The organism is Enterococcus sp. DIV0691, assembly GCF_051711145.1.
In the GTDB taxonomy this organism is placed as follows: domain Bacteria; phylum Bacillota; class Bacilli; order Lactobacillales; family Enterococcaceae; genus Enterococcus_B; species Enterococcus_B hirae.
Map to the genome: position 1 here is coordinate 957,501 of NZ_JBIOLY010000001.1, position 25,646 is coordinate 983,146.

Below are 25,646 nucleotides of genomic sequence, written 5' to 3' on the forward strand. Positions count from 1 at the left end.
TCCAAATTCATCGTTAGCAGCGAAAGCATCTAATATACATGGTCCATGGTATATAACAGGTGATCCGTGTATAAATGATAATGAGAAAAATTCTTTTAATTCACAAATAAGTAGTGTATTTAAAGTACCAAATAAGGAGTTGTACATCGCAATAGGCGATCGTTGGGTTGTTGACCTGACGAAAAAAATTGAGAAAAGTTCATGGAACATAGATACAAGCATTTCAGAATATGTCTGGCTACCTATTGACTTAAGTAGTGGAATACCACAAATAATTTGGCATCCACACTGGAATCCGAATAAATAGAGAAGGGGAGCCCAAAATGAGTTTGAAAGAAATGGCAAAACAAATTGTAGATGAAGTTGGTGGGAAAGACAATATTGTAAGTGTCACCCATTGTGTAACAAGATTAAGATTTGTATTAGCAGATGAATCTAAAGCAAACGATGATAAAGTAAAAAAAATAGATAAAGTTCTTGGAGTAATGAGAGCAGGTGGTCAATATCAAGTAGTTGTTGGAAATATTGTGAATGATGCCTATAAAGAAGTAGAGAACATTTTGAGCAATGAAGCAAGCAGTAAGGTAGTAACAGCTGATGGAGTTGAAATGTCTGAGGATGTTACTGGAATGAAGGACAAACTTGATTCAATTCGGGACAAAAATAAAGAAAAACTGATTAACAGAGTTTCAAGAATGCTAATGAATACAATTTATCCACTTGTACCAACAATGGCAGCAGTTGGGGTATTTAAAGGATTGCTGGCTCTGTTTGTTTTAGCTGGATTATTAAAAGAGACTGATGGAACTTATATTATTTGGGCAGCAGCCAACGATGGTTTTTTATATTTAATGCCACTAATGATTGCGTTCTCTACAGCAAAATACATGAAGTCAAATCCATATATTGCGGCAGCAATTGCTTCAAGTATGGTATTTCCTGCAATTGTTACAGCTTTGGGTGTAGAAGCGGAGGCTATTAATTTTCTTGGTATTACTGTTCCACAAGTAGGGTATGGTAATTCTCTATTTCCAATGCTAATTGGTACAATGATTGCAGCAAAATTTGAACACTTTTTAGATAAGTATATTCCGCAATTTTTAGAATTTATCAAGATTATGATTGTTATTGTTGTTATGATTCCTTTAATGTTTCTTGCAATTGGACCGGTATTTACAGAAGTTGGGAAACTATTAGGTGGCGTTGTAACTGGAATGTATGGTTTAAGCCCAATTCTTGCAGGGTTATTCTTCGGAGCATTTTGGCAGGTATGTGTAATGTTTGGTATCCACTATGCTTTGATTCCTGTTTTGACGGATATTGTTTTACGAGAAGGTTCTAGTGCATTTAACCCAATTTTAGGTATGGGAGTTTGGGCATTAGCAGGTGCATCACTTGGTTTTGCTTTGAAAACAAAAGACAAAACGAAAAAAGCTCTTGGTTTTTCAACAATGACTTCTGCCTTATTTGGGATTACAGAGCCTGCAATCTTTGGAGTTGCTTTGACTTACAGAAAACCATTTATTGCGGCTATGATTTCTGGTGGTATCGCTGGCATGCTGTCTTCATTTCTTGGAGTTAACCAATATTCTCCAGCAACAGTTGGAGGCGTTTTAACATTTGGTGCTCACATGAATCCAAATGGTAATCCCAATTCTTTGATTGGCTGGATAATTTGTTTCTTCGTTGCATTTGGTATTAGTGCAGTCTTAACATTCTTTATGACAAAGCCAGATGAAAAACTGGATATAGCTTAGTATAGGTGTAGTAATCAAATTAAGAAAGGTTTGAGAAAAATTGAATTATCAAAATGCAAACTTATCAAATGTAGAAAGAGCTCATGATCTTCTAAAACGATTAACAACAGAAGAAAAAGTAGCTCAATTACAATGCTACAATCCGAAAGACAAAAATGGTCCTAACTTGGAAAATGATTTTTCTCATGGTGTAGGGGCAGTGGCTTTCCTTGCAGCTGCATGGGATGATTCAAAAGAAATGGTTGCAGAGAAGTTAAATACTTACCAGAAACAAGTGATGAAAAATAGTCGGTTTTCTATTCCAGCATTGTTTCATATAGAAGGATTAACTGGTGTATTGATGCCTGAAGCAACGAGTTTTCCTACTGGAATAGGAAGAGGTTCTGCTTGGAATCCATCTTTAGAAAAAGAAATGGGACAAGTAGTAGGAAAAGAGATGGACGCAGTGGGGATCAAACATGCTCTAGCCCCAGTTCTTGATGTTACAAGAGATGCTAGATTAGGAAGATATGGAGAAAGTTACAGTGAAGATCCTACATTAGTCTCAGCACTGGGTACCTCATATGTTTCAGGAATTCAGAACTCAGGTGAAAATTCAAATTACAAAATTATGGCAACTAGCAAACACTTTATTGGATATCATGCCGGGCAAGGAGGGATCCATGCAGCAGCAAGCAATATCCCTCCTAGAGAATTACAAGAAATATTTGGCAAACCATTCCAAGCAGCAATAGCTAAAGGTAATTTGAGATCTGTAATGAACCAGTATGGTACCGTTGACAGTGAACCTGTTACGGCTTCAAAAAAAATCTTAAAGGATTTGCTGAGAAAAGAAATGGGATTTAATGGATTACTAGTATCTGACTATGCTTCAATTGAAGAATTGTATACTCGTATGCATGTTTGTGAGAATGCCGATGATACGGCTGCTAAAGTATTAGATGTAGGATTTGATATGGAATTTCCAACACCTAAAGCCTATAGTGATAATTTAGTTAAATTGATTGATCAAGGAGAAATTAATCCCAAATTACTTGATGAGGCTGTTCTACGAATTCTAATCGAAAAATTTAAATTAGGACTTTTTGAAAGTCCATTTGCAAAATCTGAAGAAGAAATTTCGGAAATATTCAACCTTAAAAGTTCTAAAGAGGTTAGTCTGCAATATGCAAGAGAATCACTAGTTCTCTTAAAAAATGAGAATATTTTACCATTAAATACTGATAATAAAAAAATTGCAATTATTGGTCATTTAGGTAAATCAGTAAGAAGTTTGTTTGGCGGTTATTCATATATGAGTGTTGTTGAGTTAGCTATGGGTGCAAGAAATACAATGGCAGGTATAGAAGTTCAAGATTCTGACGTATTATGGAGAAATCAAAAGAAAGCAACTTATCCTGGTAGTATGATAGAGCTTGAAATTCCTAAATTGGAACAAGTTGCCAGGAAAGCCTACGAGCATTGCAACAATATTTTTGAAGAATTTAAAACAGCATGCCCCACAGCAGAAGTGAGTTATGAATATGGCTATCCATATGTTGGTGATGATATGAGCCAACATGAACCAGCATTAAAACTTGCTGAAGAATCTGACATAACGATTGTCACGGTAGGTGGAAAATATGGTTGGGGGACATCTTGTTCAACGGGTGAAGGTGTTGATTCAAGCAGTATCAATCTTCCTGTCTGTCAAGAAGCATTTCTGGAAAAACTAGGAGAAAAGGGAATTCCTTTTATCGTTGTTCATTTAGATGGTAGACCTATTTCAAGTAATGCTGCTGATAAATACGCTCAAGCAATTATTGAAGCTTGGAATCCGGGGGAATACGGTAGCCAAGCAATTGTTGAGACAATTACTGGCAAAAATAATCCTAGTGGCAGATTACCAGTTTCTATTGCCTATAGCTCAGCGCAAGCACCACTTTACTATAATCATAGTCAAGGATCAAGCTACCATGTAGGAACAGATTCACCTTTTTCGACTTATATTGATTTACCTCATACGCCAAGATACTACTTTGGTTATGGATTGTCATACAGCACTTTTGAATACAGTGGTTTGAATGTTGAGAAAAAAGAGATTAAGCCATTTGAACAAGTATGTATTCAAATTACGGTGCAAAATATCAGTGATAGAACAGGTATAGAAACTGTGCAGGTCTATGTTCGAGATAAAGTTGCGTCAATGGTTAGACCAGAGCGCGAATTAGTAGGATTTTGTAAAGTGGTATTAGAACCAAATGAAAGTAAGCAAATTGAATTTTCTATTTCACCAAGTCAATTTGCATTTCTAGATGAAGATATGAAGTGGAAGATTGAAGCGGGCGAATTTGATTTGTTAGTAGGGAGTTCAGCAAACGATATTCATTTGGAAGAAAAATTCTCCATTAGTGAAAGCAAGTATATGGCAAGCAAAGATAGAAACTTCTATGCTTCTCACAAAATTTTAGACTAAATAATAATGATTAAGGCCGTGAACTTGTTCCCTTGTTTCTTTTAAGGTAATAAAACAAGTCATGGCTTTTCTTGACGATAAAGTATGTTAAAAATTTAGGAGGAAATACTATGTTAAAAATATTTAAAAAGAATAAAAGTAAAGATATTACTATTTTTAGTCCAGTAAAAGGAAAAGTTATCCCTATTGAATATATCAACGATGGGGTATTTTCTGAAAAAATGTTAGGTGATGGATTTGCAGTTATTCCTAATAGTAATGAAATATATTCTCCAGTCATCGGTAAAGTAGTAAATATTTTCCCAACAAAGCATGCGATAGGTATTCAAACAGATGCGGGATTGGAAATACTTATTCATATAGGTTTAGACACAGTTGAGCTGAATGGAGAACCTTTTGAGTTGCTGATAGATATAGGGGAAACGGTTGATGAAAATACCTTATTAATGAAGGTTGATTGGCCTTTAATAGAAGCCAAAGGGAAAGGAAACCCAGTGATAATTGTGTTCACGGATACTGAAATAATAGACTTGATAGAAATGAAGACTGACTCTGATACGGTTGAAAAACAACCAATTGGATTAGTCCAGCTAAAGTGAAAGTTTAATACTATGAGAACTCGATACTTGCTATGGTTCAGGATATAGGGATGTGGAAAAAATTGAGTGTGCTGTCTTTAAAAAACGGTAAAGACATTAATATATCAGTCTTCAATTATAAAAAAATGAGTACATGGCTTCTTTTATGCCGAATCAACTAAGCAACTGGCCTTACAAAATATCTTATAAAAATATAGAATTGTCTGTCGAATTTGAATGTATAAAAACAAATAAAATATTTCATGGACTTGTAGAAACTAAAGGTTCAGTTTTTTCTTATACTGCAGGTAGAGGTCATAGATATTTAACCCATGACAAGAAGTATTGTGAGCAGCAAAGTAACTGGGTAAGTGAAAGTTTCTCTTCTCGAAAAAAGAGAGAAGAGAAATTCTTTTAACGCAAGAAGACAGTTGATTTATTATGACGACATTTCTTAAAAAGTAGCTAAACAATTTTAGTTACTTTTTAAGAAATTTAAAGTAATAGAAGTCTGTTACATTGCGTCTGCTATCTTTTATTATCTTTCCGAAGGTAGCTTATTGAATTTTTCTTTGTATTTATTATAGAAGAAAGTTGGGTTTGTAAAACCGGCTGCAATGGCTACATCATTAATTGTTAAGTCAGAATGTTGTAATAGCGCATGTGCACGGTCTAGTTTTTTCTCTAAAATAATTTCTGAATAACTTTTCCCAATTTTCTTTTTCAATAAGGTGCTTAGATAATTTGGTGTGTAATTAAATTTTTTGGCCAATAAAGATAAATCCAAACTTTCATAATTTGTTTCCAAATATTTTAGAATTTCCAATATTTCCTGTTCTTTGCGGCTTGTTTGACCGTTTGTTTCATAATCAAAGTCTCGAAGCAGCTTAATAAAAAAGATACTAAGATAATGACTAATGACTTGTTTATCTCCTATATTTGGAGAGTACGATTCAAGCAACATATCACAAATTGTAGAGTGAATTTTTTCAAAGTCCCTGTTTTTAAAAATAATGTATTGACGGTGATTGGCAGTTTCAGATATGACATTCATTATGAAATCTGTAATGATACCTTTATTTAAAGAATTTGAGAGCAGCTGGTTTTTAAAGTAGTTTTTATGAATCAATATATTGATTATAATATCTTGTTCTCCTGTTTCTTTAATTGAGTGAGGGACATCTGTATCAATTAGACAAATTTGTCCTTTGGTAAGGAGAACTTCTCTGCCATCAATGATTTGTGTGCATTGACCATTAAAAATATAATTGATCTCTATGAAATTGTGTATGTGTGTAGGAACTGGAGCAAATCGATTATGTTTTTGAATGGTAAAGTCGTCATTTTTAGGAATATAGCCATCAAATATATAGACTTTTTGTTGGTTAATCATCTTGAATTTCATGAATTCATAAGATTTTGAAAGAGTGTGGGTTTCTAAATAACGCAGTTCACTTTTATTTTTCTTATACAAGTTTTTTTCTAGTAATTGCAGCTCCATGAGAGTAGAAGCACTCCTTTCGTAGAAAATGATATAAAAATACATGTGTTTTGACATTGATGGATGAATGTAATCATAATACCATATTATAAGAAAATAAAAAATTTTCTTACATATGTATGAAAAATAGAAAGTGAGGAAATTAGATAATTGAAGAAAATTGTTAAGGCAATTAACCGAGAATATGATAATCATTTTTTACCTTTTTTATGGATGCATGGAGAAGATCATCAGATAATTGGTGAGTATTTAGAAAAAATCTCTGATGCAGGTATCCAATCAATTTGCATTGAATCAAGGCCGTATGAGAACTTTTTAGAGGAGCAATGGTGGTCTGATTTGTCATTTATTATTAAAGAATGTAAAAAGCTAAACATGACTGTCTGGGTACTAGACGATAAGCATTTTCCAACAGGCTATGCAGCGGGAGTAATCGAAGCACAGTATCCTCATTTACAAAAACAGTTCTTAGCAATGAAGTCATTGGATTTTGTTGGACCACGAGAAGATGCAGAAATTCTGCTAGATTGGTTGGTTTCAGAACGGCCAAATATAATGAATGTTGGGACAGAGGTAGAAAAGCTTTCGGCTCATTCAAATAACATAAAAAATGAGATTTTGGGTATTTTTGCAGCTAAGAAAACAGCCTACAGTGAAATTGATGAAGAAATAATTATTGATCTTAGTGAGTATATGAATGAACGTACGCTATTTTGGAGTGTACCTGAAGGTGAGTGGACCATTTTTGCTTTGTACACTACATTCGAAGGTGGGGAAGAAGCCACAAAAGGGTACTTAAACCCATTAGTTAAAGAATCCACACAAGTATTAATAGATACCGTTTATGAGCCTCATTATAAGCATTTTGGTAAAGAATTTGGAAAAACAATTGCTGGATTTTTTTCTGATGAACCACGTTTTGGTAATGTTAAAGGACCAAATGCATCAATTGGAAGACAAGAAATGCAACTATCATGGAGAAAAGGGTTAGAGGTTGAATTAGCAGAAAAAATGAGGATTCCTCAAGATAAAATATACCCCTATTTATTGCTATTGTTTACTGGTGAAAATAAAGAAGCGCACGAAGTTCGATACCAGTATATGAATTTAGTAAGTCAGTTGTATTCAGAGAATTTCTCCGAGGTCATTGGAGAATGGTGTAATAATCGAAATGTTGAATATATTGGTCATGTGATTGAAGATAATAACGCTCATGCTCGTTTAGGTTATGGTGCTGGTCATTTCTTTAGGTCAATGGCAGGACAGCAGATGTCAGGAATTGATGTTGTATTACATCAATTGATTCCTCGCCAAAACAATGATTTATTTAAGTCGTATACAAGTACCGGTTGGGATGGAGAATTTTTCACATATGGATTAGCAAAATTAGGTTCCTCACTAGGTCAATTAGACCCACAAAAAAAAGGAAGAACGATGTGTGAAGTTTATGGAGCATATGGCTGGTCTGAAGGTCTTCGTTTAATGAAATGGATAACAGATCACATGCTAGTAAATGGAGTAAATTATTTTGTTCCTCATGCATTTACAATGAAAAAATTTCCAGATCCTGATTGTCCACCACATTTTTATGCACATGGTCATAATATGCAATTTCCATATATGAATAAGTTGATTGAATATGTAAATCGAATCAGTTATTTGCTTTCAGAAGGGAAATTTACTAGTTCAGTTGGAGTGTTATATCATGCCGAAGCAGAGTGGTCTGGAGACTATATGTTATTTCAAAAGCCTGCTAGAACTTTAACTGAAAATCAAATTGGTTTTAATATCATTTCTGCAGACATGCTAACCAACCAAGCACTTATTGTTGACTCAAAATTTGTGTTAAATGAAATGACATTCAATACATTGATCATACCGTATTCAGAAAGACTACCAATCAAATTGCTTAATCAGATAACCCGTCTAGCAGATAAAGGCGTATCAGTTATTTTTGTAGACGGCTATCCATTAGGGACTAGTGAAAACATAACGGATACAGAGTTATTTGAGAAGATCAAAGAAAAATGTAAAGTAAGTAATTTAAGCGATTTAAATAAGAATCTTAGAAATCAAGTGGATCAATTAGAAGTAGATAAAGTTTCTCCATATTTGAGGTATTATCACTATACTCAAAAAGATGGAGAGATATTCATGCTATTTAACGAAGATCTGTATGAACCACTAGAATTTGCTGCTTCATTTCCAACAAAAGAAGATTTATTAATCTATAATCCAATTGAAAATAGGATTGTTCGACCAACTAAAATACAAGGTAAGTACCAGGTCTATTTAGATCGCGGAGAAACACTTATTTTTTATACTGAAAATGAACTTAAACAACGTATTGAGGTGGATGAAGTTGGAATAAATGAATCATCTTTAAATCATTATCCTTGGTCTGTGGAAATTGTTAGAGGATATGGATTACCTGAAAGAAGAAATTGGAATTTTGATAAGCTACCGAATCTAACAAAGTTACCTGAATTTAGTGATTTTTCTGGTGAATTAATTTATAAAACTTACTTCGAATCTAAAAGCGAAAAGTTATCTCTGAATATTTCAGATCTATCTGAAATAGCAACAGTTCGATTAAATGGCGAGGAGATTGGAACTAAAATTTCATATCCGTATAATTTTGATTTATCCGAAAAACTTAGGGTAGGTAAAAATGAATTGGAGATAGCTGTTATAAATAATTTAGGTCGTCATGTGAAGGACTACTTATCTCAATACTTATATTTAGACCCAGTAGGAATTTCAGGAAGTGTTACATTGATTGAATATTAAATGTCCGGTCTGCTAGTTAAAATAAAGATTAAGAAATTTATAGAGAATTGATTTCTTGATTTTTATACTATCACTGCTTGAGAAACTCGTTTAATCGCTTTGTTGGTAATTTTATGTAGGAGGGAAATGAGTGGATAACGTGAATTTTTCAAAAGAAGTTGCTGTGACAAATAAAAGGAATGTATTTGATGCATTTTCAGCAACTGTTTCAGGTATTTTTTCTCCCGTTCTAGGGATATTAGCTGCTTCAGGTACAATTAAAGGTATATTGTCTATTCTGCAAGTAAGTCATATTCTTAAAGATGATTCAGGGACATATATTATTATATTTGCTATTTCAAATACATTTTTCTATTTTATGCCAGTTGTCCTCGGTGCCTCAGCGGCAAAATATTTCAAAATAGATAGCTATTTGGGAATGATTATTGGTGCGTCAATGATTTATCCTTCACTTATTCCTTATATTTCAGAAGGAAATTTAACTTTTTTAGGTCTCTCGGTAAATATGACAGATTATACTTTTTCTGTCTTTCCAGTAATTATAGCAGTATGGTTTGCTTCAAAAATTGAAAGACAAATTCAGAAAATCCCATTAAGAGAGGTACGTTTTTTAATTCAACCAATGCTTATTTTGATAGTTATTATTCCTAGTTCTTTATTAGCTATCGGACCTTTTGTATCTCGGTTTAGTAAAATTATCGCTGTAATGATGGACTTAGTGTATAGCTTTAGCCCAATTATAGCTGGAATAGTATTAGGTGGAACATGGATTTTATTAATTATACTAGGACTACATTGGCTATTTATCCCTATTTTCATTAGCAATATAGCAGTGCAAGGGTATAATCCAATTTTAGGACTATTACTAGCAAGTCAATTTGCGATTGCAGGAGCATCTTTTGCTGCAGGACTGAAATCAGAAAAGGAAGATTTAACAGCGTTGTGTTATTCAGTAGGAGTCACTACTTTAATAGGTGTTGCTGAACCAGCTCTTTATGGAGTATTACTTCCGTTGAAAAGACCTCTTGTTGCAGCTGTAATTGGTGGCAGTGTAGGGGCAATGATTGCTGGTATGACAAATACAGTACAATATGCTTTTGGCGGATTTGGACTATTAGGAATCCCGTTAATTATCAATAGTAAAGGAATTGATGTCGGTTTTTATGGAGGAATAGCTTCTCAAATTATTGGTTTCACTGTTGCTTTCCTAATAACATTGGTTTGGGGATTAAAAAAAGAAGTAAATAAAAAGGAAATAAAAGCAGATCTATCGATGTATTAGTTAAATAATCACCCAGATGTTGTCTGCTTTCATTTTTTTTAGAATACACATGTAACAATAAAATAAAAATGAGCAAAAAAATCCAGATGATTAATTGTTCATTACTAAATAATGAGGTTCTTTGTCAAATGATGTTGGTAAAGAGAAATCTTAGAATCATTTGGGCAGAAAGAAGAAAAACTTCTTTCTGTTCTTTTTATTTGGTTAAAATAGTTTTACCGTGTCGAATCATGATCCGACGTTTGAAATGATAAAAATTTCGAAACCCATAAGCATTGCGTTTTAATACTTTAATATGGTTGTTTAAACATTCTAGTGGTCCGTTTGAATAACTGTAGCGGAGGGCATTTTGGATCTGTGGCAGAAACTTTTTAAGTGTTCGCAAAGTTGTCGCATAAGTTTCAGGTAACTGGCAGACTTCTCTGGATACACAGTTCTCAAATAGTGAATGATCTCTTTTCTTTGTTGCATAAAGAACATCTTGGTATAACTGATAGCCTTGTCGTAGATTGGGACAAGTAGCTAACAATCGGTCGACAATCTCACTTTCAGTTAAGTAATCTTTGAAACTGGCACGCCAAACCCGTTTTTCATCGTTCAACTTTGCTTCTTCTTTTTGCAGGAGTTTCCAATAACGTTTCATTTTTTTACCAAGCCCACGTTGGTATTGAGAAGTACTTTTAAGTCGTGCATTGGTTTCCTTTACTCGGTGGTTTAAAAAAGTTCTGCCTATATGTTGGACAATATGGAAACGATCAATAATCAACTGAGCATTGGGAAAAGCTTTTTAACCAATGAAACATAAGGGGCATACATATCAATAACAATGAATTCAACGGCTTTTCGAGTCGCTAAGGAAAACCGAGAAAAATAGCGTTCTAAATAAGGCAATCGTCGATTTTCAACAATGTCTAATAGTTCGTGCCTTTGTCCATCCATCATAATAAAGCTCATGGCACTTGCGACACTTCGAACTGATTTGAATTCATCAAAGCATAAGACCTTTGGTAAAGTCTGTTTGAAAGGGTTCAATGGGCGGTAAAATCTCTTCATGACACGATAAACCGAAGAAGTGGAAATATTTTTCTGACGAGCGATTTCCGTCATCAACGACACAAAGACAAAGTGGACACTCTTCGGGCGTGTATTGAAGAGTACCTTTGTAAATCAAGCAAATTTGTCCTTTTTATCTTTCTTTGGTTAAACAATTTTCCTCGAAATAGATAGTTAGGTCTAGAATATTTAGGGTATCTTTGATAAGCTGAGTCTGAGACATCTTGAATCCTCCTTATGAATGGTTATGCCAAATCAATTCTAAAGGAGGATTCAAGGTGTCTTTTCTATTTTTTTATCAATAAAAAAGATGTCAGTGGAATCCACCAACATCAAAAAGTATAGAGACGAAATTACACACTAGTTGGTAAGGTGAGGATAATCATGTAGAAACTTCAGTGAATCTTTCATCACGAAATTAGGCACAACTGTCGATCCCCAATATGAAATCGACTCATACGCAGAGAAAGGATTTTTGGAAGGTTAAGTTCACTCGATGTAACAAATCAAACTACGAATATTACCATGAGAATATAAGAACACGAACATTTTAAGATAAAAAAATGGAGAGACTTATGAAAAATATTCTTGGAAGCAAGTACAGTTGAAGGAGAAAATCCTAAATCATCAATATACATGTTTTACTATCAAAATCTACTGAAATCTATGTATTTAATTATAAAATTTAATTGGTGTTATATATAAGTACAGGAATATTTTTTAAATCTAATATTTTTTAAATCTAATATTTTTAGGTATGCCATTGATATATATAACGTACGAAAATAAAATGATGGGGTGGTGGAATAACTTTCATAATATAAAATATATTATTAATATTAAGTATAAAATAATTTAAAAATAACATATTTTAATTTCGTATTACATAATTATACCTATATATATGTTCAGTTTTATCCAATGTTGACTATAAATAAAATATTTTGCTATATTATACAAATCAGGTATAATTTGCTTGGCTTGTTAAAACTAGAGATAGCTATGTTTGTTTTATGTTACGTTTTTAACGTGATTCTTTTTAGGTATGCCAATTATATAGTTAGGAGAATTAAGAATGAAAAAATTGAATAATCTACTAGTATTGACTTTATTTTTGTTATCCAATTTTTCTTCTCTTCTTCCGCAATTTGTATATGCAGAAGAGGGTAGAGATGTCAGTAGTAATGTTACCTCTTTAAGTGTTGATCCTAAAAATGTAAGAGATGGTGAGAATTTTACTGTTAGACTAGAATTTGACGAAAAATCTATAGACATTAAACCGCAGGATTATATCAGGGTAAGTTGGAATAGTAATGGGGAAATTTTTGGAACAGGATATAATAAAAACATTGATTTACTTATTCAAGGTAAAAATGTTGGAACAATTTACGTAAAAAATGATAATGCTACAATTGTTTTCAATGAGAATATACGCAATTTGAATGATGTAGAGGGTTGGGCTCAATTTGAGATGCTAGCAAGAAACTTAACTAATACCAGTCAAGAAAATACAGGTGATTTGACAATAAGTAGTGGTAATAAGAATGCGGAAGTGTCTGTAACCAAACCAGCTTCAGGTAATAGCAGTGTATTTTATTATAAAACCGGTGATATGCTTCCAGAAGATACACAACATGTTCGTTGGTTTTTGAATATTAATAATAATAAAGCATATGTAGAAAAAGAGGTATATATAATAGATGAAATTCAACGAGGGCAAAGACTTGATCCAGATACTTTTGAAATCACAACAGAAATGAATGGTTATTCAAAGAATTACAGAGGCACAGAAGGAGTCGCTAAATTTTTAACGGAATATCCAGGATCAACATTCAACTATTCAGTAGATGATAATACTATTACTGTCATCTTACCTGCCAATATAGTAAATCTAACAACTTTTAGAATTGCATATAAGACGATTATTACTAATGATAATCAAGAGTCCTTTGTTAATAATTCTACAGCTTGGTTTAAAGAGTACAATCAACCAGCCGTTGAAGGCGAAGCTTTTAATCATTCAGTGAAAAATATAAATATTTCAGGCGGAATTACTGGAACAGTCAAAGGCGAATTAAAACTTGTGAAAAATATTCAAGGGACAGATATTGGGATTCCAAATGTTCAATTTGAGTTAAGAAGAGTAGATGGGCAGCTTATTCAAGGAAAAGATAGTGTCACTTTAAAAACAAATGAACAAGGAGTTGCAGTAATTAAAGGTTTAGCAGTAGGTGAATATGCTGTAAAAGAAATAAGTGCACCAGAATGGATTCATTTCGATCCATTAAATACACCTGAAATAAAATTTTCGATTAGTGAGACAGATACTAAAGGGATCGAATTAAATATAACTAATGAAAAGAAAAAAATAAATGTTACAGCAACGAAAAAATGGGAAGGTGGGGAATTACCTCGACCAACTATTTATTTTAAATTATTCCGCGCAATATCGACGGATAATAAACTAGAAGAGATTTCAAACATAAATCTAGGAGAAATCAAAGATGGACAAGATTCATTTACATGGAATGATTTAGATCAATATGATGATTATGGTAATGAATATAAATATAGTGTCAAAGAAGTTGATCAGAACGGAAATGATTTTGTTCCGAATGGATATAAAAAAATAGAAAATGGGCTTACAGTAACCAATCAAAATATTGAACAAGTTAATATCACAGGAACAAAAACATGGAATGACAATGAAAATCAAGATGGAAAACGACCAAAAAATATTACGGTGAACTTACTGGCAAATGGGAAGCAAGTACAAAGCAAAGAAGTAAGTGAAACCGACGGTTGGAAGTATGAGTTTACCAACTTACCAAAATACGAAAATGGACAAGAAATCACCTATACGGTGACGGAAAACCAAGTGCCAGAGTACAATACAGAAATCAAAGGATTCGATATCACCAACAGTTACACCCCTGGAAAAACCAGTGTAAGTGTAACAAAAACATGGAACGATAATAATAACCAAGATGGTCTACGTCCAAATAGTATCAAAGTCCAATTGTATGCCAATGGAGAAGCCAAAGGATCACCAATTGAGTTGACAGAAGGAAATCAATGGAACCATACATGGAATGATCTAGCCGAAAAAGCGAAGGGACAAACCATTGCCTATACAGTAAAAGAAGTAGACCAAGTGCCAGGTTACACGAGTCAAGTAGACGAGAGTGATTTAGGAAATGTGAAAATCACGAACACTCATAATCCGGAAACGACAGAAGTATCTGGTCAAAAAACATGGAATGACAATGAAGATCAAGATGGAAAACGACCAAAAAATATTACGGTGAATTTACTGGCAAATGGGAAGCAAGTACAAAGCAAAGAAGTAAGTGAAACCGACGGTTGGAAGTATGAGTTTACCAACTTACCAAAATACGAAAATGGACAAGAAATCACCTATACGGTGACGGAAAACCAAGTGCTAGAGTACAATACAGAAATCAAAGGATTCGATATCACCAACAGTTACACCCCTGGAAAAACCAGTGTAAGTGTAACAAAAACATGGAACGATAATAATAACCAAGATGGTCTACGTCCAAATAGTATCAAAGTCCAATTGTATGCCAATGGAGAAGCCAAAGGATCACCAATTGAGTTGACAGAAGGAAATCAATGGAACCATACATGGAATGATCTAGCCGAAAAAGCGAAGGGACAAACCATTGCCTATACAGTAAAAGAAGTAGACCAAGTGCCAGGTTACACGAGTCAAGTAGACGAGAGTGATTTAGGAAATGTGAAAATCACGAACACTCATAATCCGGAAACGACAGAAGTATCTGGTCAAAAAACATGGAATGACAATGAAGATCAAGATGGAAAACGACCAAAAAATATTACGGTGAATTTACTGGCAAATGGGAAGCAAGTACAAAGCAAAGAAGTAAGTGAAACCGACGGTTGGAAGTATGAGTTTACCAACTTACCAAAATACGAAAATGGACAAGAAATCACCTATACGGTGACGGAAAACCAAGTGCCAGAGTACAATACAGAAATCAAAGGATTCGATATCACCAACAGTTACACCCCTGGAAAAACCAGTGTAAGTGTAACAAAAACATGGAACGATAATAATAACCAAGATGGTCTACGTCCAAATAGTATCAAAGTCCAATTGTATGCCAATGGAGAAGCCAAAGGATCACCAATTGAGTTGACAGAAGGAAATCAATGGAACCATACATGGAATGATCTAGCCGAAAAAGCGAAGGGACAAACCATTGCCTATACAGTAAAAGAAGTAGACCAAGTGCCAGGTTACACGAGTCAAGTAGACGAGAGTGATTTAGGAAATGTGAAAATCACGAACACGCATAATCCGGAAACGACAGAAGTATCTGGTCAAAAAACATGGAATGACAATGAAGATCAAGATGGAAAACGACCAAAAAATATTACGGTGAACTTACTGGCAAATGGGAAGCAAGTACAAAGCAAAGAAGTAAGTGAAACCGACGGTTGGAAGTATGAGTTTACTAACTTACCAAAATACGAAAATGGACAAGAAATCACCTATACGGTGACGGAAAACCAAGTGCCAGAGTACAATACAGAAATCAAAGGATTCGATATCACCAACAGTTACACCCCTGGAAAAACCAGTGTAAGTGTAACAAAAACATGGAACGATAATAATAACCAAGATGGTCTACGTCCAAATAGTATCAAAGTCCAATTGTATGCCAATGGAAAAGAATTTGGAAACGTTGTGAAGTTGAGTGAAAATAATAGTTGGACTACAACGTGGAATAACCTATCGGAAAAATCTGGAGGTCAAACAGTTACGTATACAGTAAAAGAAGTTGGAAAAGTAGATGGCTACACGAGCCAAGTAAATGAGAAAAATATGGGGAATATCGTGATTACAAACACTCATAAGGTTGATAAAAAAAGCACATTGATCAATAAAGAGAATAATAAAGTCAATAAGGATAATATTATTAAAAAATTCCTACCTAGAACAGGTAGTCATAAGTCAAATATATTCATACTTCTTGGTATATTAGTATTAGCAGTCAGCTTAATTTTGTGGATTAAGAAATATAAAAAGTGAGATCTTTATAATTATTGGAATTGGATCGATAGGTTTATTTAAAAACATAAAAGCTAGTAAAATTTTCGGCTCTTTGTCAAACAATATTGGTGAAGAGAAACCCTAGAATGATTGGTGAACAGAAAGAACTATTTTTCTTTCTGTTCCTTCCAAATATATTGTAACATTTTAATTTCTATATTCCATATGTTCCTTAAAACTCAATTAGATACTTTTACAAAAAATAGAATGGCACTTATCGTAACTCAAAGTCCCGACCATGCTTTGGGAGTTTTTACTTCAGCAAGTAACTCCAATAAAACCTTCGGGGTGGAAAAGCCATTTCTAATAGTGAATCCACTAATTGCAGGTTGAAATTCTTTCTTGTAATCATAATAAAATTCACCTTTAGCAGCACTAGCTTTTACTTTTTCTAAAATTTCACATAGATTTTTATCTTTTTTAATTTCCGGGGTGGCTAATGCTGTTTCAGTTAATTCTAGAACTTTGTTGATAGATTTATTACTTTTCATAGTATTAATGTCCCATACCTGCCAAACCAGAAGCCCAGCCACTAATAATGATTCCTGCAATATTTTCTTTAGCTTCTTCCCAGTTAACCCAGCATTTACTATTATTACAATAAACAACATTACCATATGAACGCGTAGCTGCATCAACTTTTGTACCAAAATTTGTCACAGCTAACCCAAATGTTCCAATAAGAGCTAAACTAAATAATTTTTTTCTCATAAATCAATACCTTCTCTTTCTAAAATAATTATAAATGATTTTTAGAAAAATTTGATAATTATATCATAAACAGTTGTTTTGAAAGCATAATGGCAATAAAAAATCATTGTTAAAACTAATCTCATTTGTATTCTTCTGGGAATTAATTCATTCCCTCGAAAATCGAGTGTCACACAATAACGCACATAATTTCCTACTTTTCTCAAATATTTTGCTACTTGATTTTCATATTCTTCCATTCCTGGAGTATACCCTATTGAGATCTAATTTTATATCTATCTGAACTTAATTAAATGAACTATTGAAAGAACGCTGAAATGAGGAATTAAAACAGGATCAAAACCTTAAAAGTTGTTGGCCCTTCTATAAAGCTATAGAATATTTTTCGAATTTTTGTGTGACAAATACTGAGAAAAATTTTTGCTATTTAAATAGAAAAGTGACAACTAGATTTTTCAATGATCCGTCAGTGTCTATTTAGGGTACACTCAAATTTAACACTACAAAATACTTGAATGCAAAATTCGTTTGTTTTATCGAAGAAGATAATTGGTCGATTCAATCGCAGAAAGAAGTTGCCACTTTTGAAAGAGGAAAAGCTATTCTCAAGCAGTGGATATTAAATAACTTAGAATTTGTAAACTTAGACCAATTAGTACTAAGATATATTGATCCAGCAAAGCAGAAATTTGGACTATCCATTATTTCAGGTAAGAGAATCTATGTAGAATATAGAAAACAATATGGTATTTAGTGTTCATACAACGATTCTAAGGTCATTTTGAATTAACTAGTTGTATAGTTTTGTCAAACAAGATGAATGAGAATCTCTTATAGTAGTGAACCTAGTTGAACAAAAAAAAGTTAGACATTTTTGTCTAACTTTTCTTTATCAATTTTTTATATTTATAGTAGTATACTATATTTTATCGTGGAGGCATTGTTTCTGAATAACTATAAAATTGCGATTTATCTGTAAAGTTTGCTTTATATTTACTATTAATTCCAGCTTTTTTAGAAATATCCCCTAATTCTATTAATAATTTTTCATCATTATCAATAAAGCGTATTTTATTATCAAAACCCACGATGTAAATATAATTAACTAATTTATTTACAAGAATTTCAGGATATTTTGCTGTATCAATTTTTTTATATACCTGAAATAAAACATCAGTAATATCTAATAATGCTTTTGTCTGATTAGGTCGTGTCATTAAACTATTATATAATTCATGTATGACTTTTTTTGTGTGATCAATGTTTATTGAAGTCATTATCGGCCTCCAATAAAACTACCAAAAAGATTATCTCCCCAACGTTTTAACCCTTCTGACCATGATTGTCCCCAATTTACCCAACATTTTTCTTTGTTACAATAAAGAACATTTCCATAGTAAGTAGCTGCGTCAACGTCTATTCCTGTACCAATGCCAGCTAGACAAGTTCCTAATATTCTTAGAATAACACAATGTTTCAATACTTTCTTTTTCATAATCATTTTTTCCTTTTCGAATTTTTTTAGATTGCTTGTAATATTAAATAACTTTAGTAATTTTATTATATAACAATGATTGACGTCATAAAAGTAGCTTTGAATTCATAATCGTTTATATAACGATTAATAGAAAACAATATAGTATTTAGTGTTCATATAACGATTCTAAGATCATTTTGAGTTAATCAGCCCTATAGTTGGTTAAACAAGGAGAATAAGACGATCTCTAAATTGTCATTACTAAGAATTTTTGCCATTTAAAAAGAAAAGTTATTCACTTATTTTGAGATTAAAAAATATGTTTAAATGAAAACTGAGATATAAGATTTGATGAGCAATCAAAATCTTATATCTCAGTTTTTATAAATAAATCTTATATCTGTCATTTATTACTGAAATATTTTTCCGTTTGAAAAGAGGTATATCCTCAATTACTTATTTTTCATAATGTTGTCTTGGAGTTTAAAAATCCCATTTATAATAAGAAAAAGCAGGAAATGGTTTTATATAAACGTTTTTTAATGATGTTCTCTTATTTTAAAATATATATATTGCCCAATTGTTGTTATTATAATAAAAAGTATAACCATCACTAAATATCGTGTGAAAGTTGTTAAATTAAATGACCCCAAGCTAAAGTAACTTATAAGTTGACTAACAAAAGGTTGAATAATAACAATAAACAGGTTAAATTTTTTTTTAAAAACATATTTAGTATTCATGACAACATCTTCTTTCACGTAGCTTACCTACAAGCATTATTCCAAGATAATAATCCTGTGCCCAACATTACATAAGGAACAGAAGGAGAAGATAAAATCATTGAACCTGCCATGTTTACATAACAATTCCACTGCTTTGATGTCAATCCACTTTTATAAATAATTGGACGTTTACCATATTTTCCTATAGATCCGCGAGTGCGTGTTTGAATTTGAGGACCACTTTTCATTGGTATACTTTCAGCTTTAACAATAGTAGATATGCCCATACTAGAAATACTGAACAAAGTAACTAGTGCTAGTTTATATAATTTCGTTTTTATTTTATCAAACAAGTTAATTAAATCGCTTTCTAAAATTGAAAATGGAGTGGTTTAGTAATGAAAAAAAATTAAATAACTTTTTTAGTTTAAGTATACTTTTATTTATATTTTTAGTTCTACAAGTGAGTTGTTCTAAAAAGGGTTCTACACATCAACAAATGAAAGAAACTTCTATTTCAGTTTCAGAGCATCAGAAAAATATTCCCGTAAATAAAAAAATTGCTGAAGCATATAAAGAAAATACGAAAAATTTTATTCAAATTAATCCTGAGAATTTAAAAAATATCGTTAATGAAAAAAGAAATAAGGATATATTTGTATATTTTGGACGACTAAGCTGTCCTTATTGTAGAAATTTTGTTTCATTATTGACTAAAGAGAAACCGTCTAATTTAGATATTTATTATATTGATACAGAAGACACAGACGAAAACTTACAAATAAAAAAGGTGAGAACAGAATATGAAATTGACTCAGTTCCTAGCTTTATAAAAATAACTAAAAATACATTCATAAAATTTAATATTGAAGATGGAAACTTTAGTAATTTTTTTGGAATTTGAAAAACAATAAAATTATAAAATGAAATTGTTAAACCTTAAATTTAATGAAGTTGACAATTGAAATTTATAATATGTTATAAAAATTATTTCTAAAGTTAGAATCAATGGAAATACTTCAAACATGTATATTTGATTGATTTTTTTAGTGAATTATTTTTTGTTTTGGATATAAATAATATGAAAGAAGGGTACTTTTAATGTCTAAACTGAATTGGTTAGTAGTCAAAAAAATTATTTTGATTATTTTAACTTTTACTGCAGGGATGGTATTTGCAGACATAGTTTTTTCAACCATTTTGAACTGAATTGATTATACAAATAAAGGCTCTTTGTCAAATGATGTTGGTAAAGAGAAATCTTAGAATCATTTGGACAGAAAGAAGAAAATTTCTTTCTGTTCTTTTTATTTGGTTAAATTAGTATTACCATGACAGATAATATTCTAGTATCTCTAAAAACGAATAAACGGTGTTCAAAGAGCTGACCTTCGGCGATAAGTCAAAAAATCTCAAAACATGAGGAGCTATTTCGAGATTTTCATCCTTAATGCTCCTGCGATTACTCGTCGCAGTTTTTACTTGGTGAGCGCTCAGGTCAAGACACTCTTTTCACAACCTCATGAAATAATGAGAGAGAAGTAAGAAGTAGTTAGTCTCTAAGGATAAACGATCACCTGTGATAGCTGGGTTATTAATAGGTAGTATGATAAAGTATGAGTAACATATAAAGGATGGTGAATCATATGAAAGTTTTTAAGTTTCTCGTTAAAATGTTCTTAGCTGTAGTAATTCCTGCTTATGCCACTTATGGTTTGTTATCTGATAGGAATAAGTCAGACAGTAAGAAATCAAAACGCACTTAGATTGATTTGATGATTTTATTCGTTGTACCCTGATCCATGGGAATCGAAAAGCTAAAAAGGAGCAAACATCAATTTTTCATACTGCAAATCAGTCTATCTTCATTTTTCTTTTAGCTTTTTTCCTAAAATCATCTGAGCTGATAGGTGAAAGCTTAAAGGAGCAAAACTATCAGAGGATGGAATGATTGTCGAACTTTATTTTTGACCTTATTAATACATAATAATGTAAATGCATTCATTGGAAGGTGAGTTAAAATGAAGAACATTATTGAGTATAAGATACCCTTTAGTTCTAAAAATATTGAAATACAAGTCAGAGAATTTTTGAATTATTATGAGAAAGATAAAACTGTCTTTCACTCGTATGAAGTAGCCAACAAGGCGAAAGAACTTGCAGAAAAATTTAATGTACCAAAAGATAAAGCCTATCTTGCTGGTTTGTTACATGATATTAGCGTAGTCATTCCTGATGATGAAAGGATAGAACAACAAAAGAGTTTAGGGGAGGAAGTTCTAAAAGAAGAAGAGAAACTACCTATGATTCTCCACCAAAAACAATCAGTATGTATAGCAAAAGAACTATTCAATATAAAGGATAGAGAAATATTATCAGCTATTGAATGTCATACAACGCTTAAAAAAAATGCTTCTAGTTTAGATAAAGTTGTTTTCATTGCAGATAAGATTAAATGGGATAGAGACCATAGTGCTCCTTATTTAAAACAATTGGACAAAGCTTTAGACATCTCTTTAGATCAAGGGTGTAAAACCTATATTGAATGGGCTTTAACGGATATTTTCGTTTTACATCCTTGGTTAAAAGACGCAATGTGTGACTTAGGAATGTGAGTTTATGAGAAAATTCTATTTGGTTCAATAAAGAATTTGTGCTTTTTTATGATTATATTTTCGTCAGTTAATTTTATAGAGAGATTACTATTTTTTATGTCGAATGAGTGCAATCACCGATGAGGACTAGACAAACGATTATTCTCAAAGCAGTAAAAGACATACACAATTTTACTTAGTAGTTTGGCGTGATCAAATAAGTTCTTTCAGATTGATGGGTTGAATAACTTCATCTTAACGGTAGTGTGGTAGTTTTTTATAAAAAAATCAGGACCGATAGAATACTCTATCAGTCCTACAATGATTGAGTGTTCGTCTGGTATAGAGACTAAAAGGAGAGTGTCCTAGACTTAACATGTTTTACTAGATCTGCTTTAAACGAAAGCAGAAGAAGTTGTCTACTGAGATCACTATACAATTTATTCTGATAATGGAATCAGATTCATTTCTTCATAATAAGACATTTCCCAAAAAAGATATTCAAATTCCAAACTTGATATAAAAATTTGTTTTATTTTTTGTTGGTCCTTCGCACTTTTCATTTCGGCTAATTCATCCAACAGGTCAAACATCCACTCAAATGATTTTTCAAAACTAGGATCTGCATATAAATCAATCCAGGAGCGATAGGGGTTCTTTTCTAAACTCGATTGATATCGTTTTTTTAAACGACTCGCATAATCGTAATAGGTCCAAGCACAGGGAAGGATAGCTGCGATGATTTCAGCGACACCTCCACTATGGCCGATTGCTAGCATATTTGTTGTATAAGAGCGATTGTAAAAAGAAGGTTGTACGGTGTTAAATTCTTCTTTTTCAATAGCATAATCCAACATATATTGGCGATGTAAGTCAAGTTCTGTTGCTAGAATACTGTATTGTGCTTCCACAAAATGAAATAATTGATGTTCATTGTCTGATTTGGTGGCAGCTAATGCGAATACTTTAGCATATTCAAATAAATACAAGTAATCTTGTAGTAAATAAAATTGAAATGTTTTTTTAGCAAGAATACCTTTTCCTAATTCTTGAATAAATGGATGATTAAATCCTTTTTCCCAGCTGTCATAAGCTTCGATTTTTAAATTTTTTGAAAATGACATTGATTTACCTCCCAATCGTTTGATCAATCAATCCTAAAAGTTCCTGACTGGCTTTTTTGATATCTTTTTTTGACAAAATAGCAGATACGACAGCAAAACCTTGAACGGGAAGTGAGTGAAAAGCTGGGATTGTTTGCTGATTGATTCCACCGATCACAATGATTGGAAGCGAGATTTGCGCACAGATTTTTTCTAATTCTTCAGTTGTGACATGTATTGCATCTGGTTTGGTATCTGTAGGAAACATTGCACCGACTCCTAGATAATCCGCACCATTTTTTTCTGCTTCGATGGCTTCTTCAACCGTTTGTACTGAAACCCCGATTAGTTTATCTGGTCCAAGATGCTTACGAGCTATAGTTAAGGGTAAGTCATTTTGACCTATATGGAGACCGTCTGCATCACATGCCAGAGCAATATCAAGGCGGTCATTGATGATCAAGGGAACGTTATATCTTTTGGTTAATCGTTTTATCTGTATGGCTTCTTCGTAAAACTTTCTAGAATCTAACTGTTTTTCTCGGAGTTGGACAGCAGTAACGCCTCCTTCAAGTGCTTGTGAGACAGCTTCTAGCAGTGTATTGGTAGTGAACAAGAGTGGATCTGTTACTAGGTAGAGCCGGTAATCAATCATCGAATGCAATATAGTCACCTCGTTCTGATAAGGTTTGATCCGTTAGTTTACTTATTTCATCTATTAAATGGGTGCGTAAACTACCTGTTCCTTTGGTTTTTGCCTTTTCAAAAGCTAATTCACCAGCAACTCCCATTGCAATCACGCTACTTACGGCTGCTTCAAAAAAATCATCGGAATAACCACCACAAAAACTAGCAATTAGAGAATCTAACATACAACCAGTACCAGTAACATGGCGCATTGCAGCACAACCATTTTTGACCTGCATTGTTCGAACACCATCTGAAACGATATCGATTGCGCCGGTTATGACGATGATACAGTGAAAAGAAGAAGCTAGTGTTCGTGCAATATTGATGACTTCAGTTTCTTTTTTTTGATTCACAAGCGAAGTGTCTACTCCTTTAGCTGAAGTTTGAATACCTGCTAGACAAAGGATTTCTGAATAATTTCCACGAATGACTGTAAAATGTATACTGTTTAATAACTTTTTAGTCACATCCATACGAAATTGAGAAATACCCACACCGACTGGATCGAATATGACCGGAATTCCATGCTTGTTCGCTTCTTTGCCAGCAAGAATCATCGAATCAACGGTTTGTTCATTCAAGGTTCCTATATTGAGAACGAGTGCATCCGTTTTAGCTGTTATTTCTGCTACTTCTTGAATCGCATCAGCCATTATCGGAGAACCACCAATAGCTAAAGTAATATTGGCACAATCATTGACTGTTACATAGTTCGTTAGATGGTGAACCAACGGATTGCATGCACGAATCTGTTGGATAATAGTTTCGGATGATGACATAAAATTACTCCTCTTCAACGGTATTTTGGTAAAGCGAGTAGAAATGATTCGTAGGACCATGTCCTTGACCGATCACCAACGAATGTTGGATTGCAAGTGTAACGTATTTCTTTGCTTCACAGACAGCCTGCTCTAAAGATTTTCCTAGAGCTAATTCAGAAGCAAGAGCAGAAGATAACGTACACCCTGTCCCATGAGTATTTTTGGTTTCGATTCGTTCTGCAGTAAAATGATAGAATTTATTTCCATCAAAGAGCACATCAGTAGCTTCGCCAGATTTATGTCCACCTTTGATTAAAACAGCTGTTCCACTATTTTCGTAGATGGTTCGTCCGACTTGTTCCATATCTGCAATTGATGAGATCGTACATTGAGCAATTTTTTCTGCTTCTGGGATATTAGGTGTAATCAAGTTAGCTAAGGGAAGAACCGTCTGAATCAGTGTATCAATCGCAGTTGGCTCCATTAACGCATTGCCGTTTTTAGCGTACATCACTGGGTCTAAAACAATATTTTGTGGTTGCCATTTTTTTAAACTTTCAGTCACTGCAAGCATTGTTTCTTGGCTAGAAAGCATCCCAATTTTTACGGCATCGGGAAAAATATCTTCAAAAACCGCATCCATTTGATCCTTGATGATTCGAGGGGAAATATCTTGGTAGGTCAATACACGAACCGTATTTTCAGCTACGACTGAGGTGATAACCGACATTCCATACACTCGATGAGCAGAAAAAGTCTTTAAATCGGCTTGTATACCCGCGCCACCACTACAATCTGATCCTGCAATACTAAGCACTTTTTTCATCTGTAATCCTCCTTAAAATAGAAAAAGACATTCCCCTAGAAAGAAGAATGTCTTGTTTGTTTTGATTTCGCATCAACAAAAAGGACATTTGCTCCCTACGCTGGTATCAACCAAACAGGTTCAAAGGGTCAGGTTTTACCTTCTCAACGCAACAGCGTCCCCCTGCAAACAAAATCATATTTTATTACTTTTTAATCATAGCGGAAATAGTTAGGAGATTCAAGAGCAGATAAAGGAAACAG

General features: G+C 33.0%; 22 protein-coding genes, 1 pseudogene and 1 riboswitch (1 of these 24 only partly in view). Of the genes and pseudogenes, 11 read left to right on the forward strand and 12 right to left on the reverse strand.

Translation table 11 applies throughout. From position 1 onward, the window contains the following. The 5 genes from IGJ11_RS04385 to IGJ11_RS04405 form a co-directional block, all read left to right on the forward strand. Nucleotides 1–307, forward strand: partial view of a family 43 glycosylhydrolase gene (locus IGJ11_RS04385; RefSeq protein ID WP_178306082.1) — the end only. The gene continues 671 nt to the left of window position 1, outside the view; 307 of the gene's 978 nt are visible here — the last part of the coding sequence; its start codon lies beyond the left edge, outside the window; its stop codon occupies nt 305–307. 16 nt (nt 308–323) lie between these two features. After that, the gene (locus tag IGJ11_RS04390) at nt 324–1,757 is read left to right on the forward strand and encodes a PTS transporter subunit EIIC (RefSeq protein ID WP_178306081.1); all 1,434 of its coding nucleotides are present in this window, start codon (nt 324–326) and stop codon (nt 1,755–1,757) included. Nucleotides 1,758–1,797: 40 nt separating this feature from the next. After that, nucleotides 1,798–4,212 (forward strand): glycoside hydrolase family 3 N-terminal domain-containing protein, encoded by a 2,415-nt coding sequence (locus IGJ11_RS04395; RefSeq protein WP_207433566.1) that lies wholly within the window; start codon nt 1,798–1,800, stop codon nt 4,210–4,212. Between the two features lie 110 nt (nt 4,213–4,322). Then, nucleotides 4,323–4,811, forward strand: a complete 489-nt coding sequence (locus tag IGJ11_RS04400) for a PTS sugar transporter subunit IIA (RefSeq protein ID WP_251850091.1) — start codon at nt 4,323–4,325, stop codon at nt 4,809–4,811. 145 nt (nt 4,812–4,956) lie between these two features. After that, entirely contained in the window at nt 4,957–5,208 is a 252-nt protein-coding gene (locus IGJ11_RS04405; RefSeq protein ID WP_251850089.1) for a hypothetical protein, read from the forward strand. Between the two features lie 120 nt (nt 5,209–5,328). Here IGJ11_RS04405 and IGJ11_RS04410 read toward each other — a convergent pair whose 3' ends face one another. Further along, nucleotides 5,329–6,291, reverse strand: coding sequence for an AraC family transcriptional regulator (locus IGJ11_RS04410; protein ID WP_178306077.1), 963 nt, complete (start codon nt 6,289–6,291; stop codon nt 5,329–5,331). 150 nt (nt 6,292–6,441) lie between these two features. Here IGJ11_RS04410 and IGJ11_RS04415 point away from each other — a divergent pair, with 150 nt between their 5' ends. Then, nucleotides 6,442–9,081 carry a glycosyl hydrolase gene (locus IGJ11_RS04415; protein WP_438772364.1) on the forward strand — a complete coding sequence of 880 codons (2,640 nt, stop codon included), beginning with the start codon at nt 6,442–6,444 and terminating at the stop codon, nt 9,079–9,081. Between the two features lie 130 nt (nt 9,082–9,211). Continuing rightward, nucleotides 9,212–10,363, forward strand: a complete 1,152-nt coding sequence (locus IGJ11_RS04420; RefSeq protein WP_207433563.1) for a PTS transporter subunit EIIC — start codon at nt 9,212–9,214, stop codon at nt 10,361–10,363. A gap of 196 nt (nt 10,364–10,559) precedes the next feature. Here the strand turns inward: IGJ11_RS04420 and IGJ11_RS04425 are convergent. Next, nucleotides 10,560–11,639 (reverse strand): annotated as a pseudogene (locus IGJ11_RS04425) (ISL3 family transposase). A gap of 852 nt (nt 11,640–12,491) precedes the next feature. On the opposite strand from IGJ11_RS04425, the gene IGJ11_RS04430 reads away from it, so the two are divergent. After that, nucleotides 12,492–16,496: a Cna B-type domain-containing protein gene (locus IGJ11_RS04430; protein WP_438772366.1), complete on the forward strand. Its 4,005-nt coding sequence runs from the start codon at nt 12,492–12,494 to the stop codon at nt 16,494–16,496. Nucleotides 16,497–16,741: 245 nt separating this feature from the next. On the opposite strand, the gene IGJ11_RS04435 is transcribed toward IGJ11_RS04430, so the two are convergent. The 3 genes from IGJ11_RS04435 to IGJ11_RS04445 all read right to left on the reverse strand — a co-directional run bounded on the left by IGJ11_RS04435 (nt 16,742) and on the right by IGJ11_RS04445 (nt 17,467). Continuing rightward, nucleotides 16,742–17,008 (reverse strand): bacteriocin immunity protein, encoded by a 267-nt coding sequence (locus IGJ11_RS04435; protein ID WP_207432527.1) that lies wholly within the window; start codon nt 17,006–17,008, stop codon nt 16,742–16,744. Between the two features lie 4 nt (nt 17,009–17,012). Then, entirely contained in the window at nt 17,013–17,177 is a 165-nt protein-coding gene (locus IGJ11_RS04440) for a leucocin A/sakacin P family class II bacteriocin (protein WP_207432557.1), read from the reverse strand. 92 nt (nt 17,178–17,269) lie between these two features. Next, on the reverse strand, nt 17,270–17,467 hold the full coding sequence (locus IGJ11_RS04445) for a DNA/RNA non-specific endonuclease (RefSeq protein ID WP_207432525.1): 198 nt from the start codon (nt 17,465–17,467) through the stop codon (nt 17,270–17,272). Nucleotides 17,468–17,739: 272 nt separating this feature from the next. Between IGJ11_RS04445 and IGJ11_RS04450 the strand changes: the two genes are divergently transcribed. After that, entirely contained in the window at nt 17,740–17,982 is a 243-nt protein-coding gene (locus IGJ11_RS04450) for a hypothetical protein (protein WP_438772368.1), read from the forward strand. A gap of 172 nt (nt 17,983–18,154) precedes the next feature. Here IGJ11_RS04450 and IGJ11_RS04455 read toward each other — a convergent pair whose 3' ends face one another. The 3 genes from IGJ11_RS04455 to IGJ11_RS04465 form a co-directional block, all read right to left on the reverse strand. Further along, the gene (locus IGJ11_RS04455; RefSeq protein WP_207432523.1) at nt 18,155–18,505 is read right to left on the reverse strand and encodes a bacteriocin immunity protein; all 351 of its coding nucleotides are present in this window, start codon (nt 18,503–18,505) and stop codon (nt 18,155–18,157) included. Further along, nucleotides 18,505–18,723, reverse strand: a complete 219-nt coding sequence (locus IGJ11_RS04460; RefSeq protein ID WP_207432521.1) for a leucocin A/sakacin P family class II bacteriocin — start codon at nt 18,721–18,723, stop codon at nt 18,505–18,507. The genes IGJ11_RS04455 and IGJ11_RS04460 overlap by 1 nt, the downstream gene beginning before the upstream one ends. A gap of 748 nt (nt 18,724–19,471) precedes the next feature. Further along, a complete protein-coding gene (locus tag IGJ11_RS04465) occupies nt 19,472–19,783 on the reverse strand; it encodes a hypothetical protein (protein ID WP_207432513.1) in 312 nt (103 codons plus the stop codon). Nucleotides 19,784–19,812: 29 nt separating this feature from the next. Between IGJ11_RS04465 and IGJ11_RS04470 the strand changes: the two genes are divergently transcribed. Together IGJ11_RS04470 and yqeK are read left to right on the forward strand one after the other, a co-directional pair. Beyond that, nucleotides 19,813–20,334, forward strand: a complete 522-nt coding sequence (locus IGJ11_RS04470; RefSeq protein ID WP_207432511.1) for a thioredoxin family protein — start codon at nt 19,813–19,815, stop codon at nt 20,332–20,334. Nucleotides 20,335–21,451: 1,117 nt separating this feature from the next. Beyond that, nucleotides 21,452–22,045 (forward strand): bis(5'-nucleosyl)-tetraphosphatase (symmetrical) YqeK, encoded by a 594-nt coding sequence (gene yqeK / locus IGJ11_RS04475; protein ID WP_207432509.1) that lies wholly within the window; start codon nt 21,452–21,454, stop codon nt 22,043–22,045. Nucleotides 22,046–22,464: 419 nt separating this feature from the next. Here the strand turns inward: yqeK and tenA are convergent, their stop codons facing one another. The 4 genes from tenA to thiD are packed head-to-tail and all read right to left on the reverse strand — an operon-like array spanning nt 22,465 to nt 25,404. Further along, a complete protein-coding gene (tenA, locus tag IGJ11_RS04480) occupies nt 22,465–23,148 on the reverse strand; it encodes a thiaminase II (RefSeq protein WP_207432499.1) in 684 nt (227 codons plus the stop codon). 4 nt (nt 23,149–23,152) lie between these two features. Further along, a complete protein-coding gene (gene thiE / locus IGJ11_RS04485; RefSeq protein ID WP_433961363.1) occupies nt 23,153–23,782 on the reverse strand; it encodes a thiamine phosphate synthase in 630 nt (209 codons plus the stop codon). Next, nucleotides 23,775–24,596: a hydroxyethylthiazole kinase gene (thiM, locus tag IGJ11_RS04490; protein WP_207432489.1), complete on the reverse strand. Its 822-nt coding sequence runs from the start codon at nt 24,594–24,596 to the stop codon at nt 23,775–23,777. Before thiM ends, thiE begins: the two co-directional genes overlap by 8 nt. Before the next feature lie 4 nt (nt 24,597–24,600). Further along, on the reverse strand, nt 24,601–25,404 hold the full coding sequence (gene thiD, locus IGJ11_RS04495) for a bifunctional hydroxymethylpyrimidine kinase/phosphomethylpyrimidine kinase (protein WP_251849641.1): 804 nt from the start codon (nt 25,402–25,404) through the stop codon (nt 24,601–24,603). Between the two features lie 75 nt (nt 25,405–25,479). Continuing rightward, a riboswitch (TPP riboswitch) is annotated at nt 25,480–25,578 on the reverse strand. Nucleotides 25,579–25,646 lie beyond the last annotated feature (68 nt).

Excerpts from the sequence above, each read along its gene's own strand:
- IGJ11_RS04390 (WP_178306081.1), top strand. The coding sequence starts at position 324 with ATGAGTTTGAAAGAAATGGCAAAACAAATTGTAGATGAAGTTGGTGGG.
- yqeK (WP_207432509.1), top strand. The coding sequence starts at position 21,452 with ATGAAGAACATTATTGAGTATAAGATACCCTTTAGTTCTAAAAATATT.
- thiD (WP_251849641.1), bottom strand. The coding sequence starts at position 25,404 with ATGAAAAAAGTGCTTAGTATTGCAGGATCAGATTGTAGTGGTGGCGCG.
- thiM (WP_207432489.1), bottom strand. The coding sequence starts at position 24,596 with ATGTCATCATCCGAAACTATTATCCAACAGATTCGTGCATGCAATCCG.
- IGJ11_RS04435 (WP_207432527.1), bottom strand. The coding sequence starts at position 17,008 with ATGAAAAGTAATAAATCTATCAACAAAGTTCTAGAATTAACTGAAACA.
- IGJ11_RS04405 (WP_251850089.1), top strand. The coding sequence starts at position 4,957 with ATGCCGAATCAACTAAGCAACTGGCCTTACAAAATATCTTATAAAAAT.
- IGJ11_RS04470 (WP_207432511.1), top strand. The coding sequence starts at position 19,813 with ATGGAGTGGTTTAGTAATGAAAAAAAATTAAATAACTTTTTTAGTTTA.
- IGJ11_RS04455 (WP_207432523.1), bottom strand. The coding sequence starts at position 18,505 with ATGACTTCAATAAACATTGATCACACAAAAAAAGTCATACATGAATTA.
- IGJ11_RS04400 (WP_251850091.1), top strand. The coding sequence starts at position 4,323 with ATGTTAAAAATATTTAAAAAGAATAAAAGTAAAGATATTACTATTTTT.
- IGJ11_RS04460 (WP_207432521.1), bottom strand. The coding sequence starts at position 18,723 with ATGAAAAAGAAAGTATTGAAACATTGTGTTATTCTAAGAATATTAGGA.
- thiE (WP_433961363.1), bottom strand. The coding sequence starts at position 23,782 with ATGATTGATTACCGGCTCTACCTAGTAACAGATCCACTCTTGTTCACT.
- tenA (WP_207432499.1), bottom strand. The coding sequence starts at position 23,148 with ATGTCATTTTCAAAAAATTTAAAAATCGAAGCTTATGACAGCTGGGAA.
- IGJ11_RS04410 (WP_178306077.1), bottom strand. The coding sequence starts at position 6,291 with ATGGAGCTGCAATTACTAGAAAAAAACTTGTATAAGAAAAATAAAAGT.
- IGJ11_RS04430 (WP_438772366.1), top strand. The coding sequence starts at position 12,492 with ATGAAAAAATTGAATAATCTACTAGTATTGACTTTATTTTTGTTATCC.
- IGJ11_RS04445 (WP_207432525.1), bottom strand. The coding sequence starts at position 17,467 with ATGGAAGAATATGAAAATCAAGTAGCAAAATATTTGAGAAAAGTAGGA.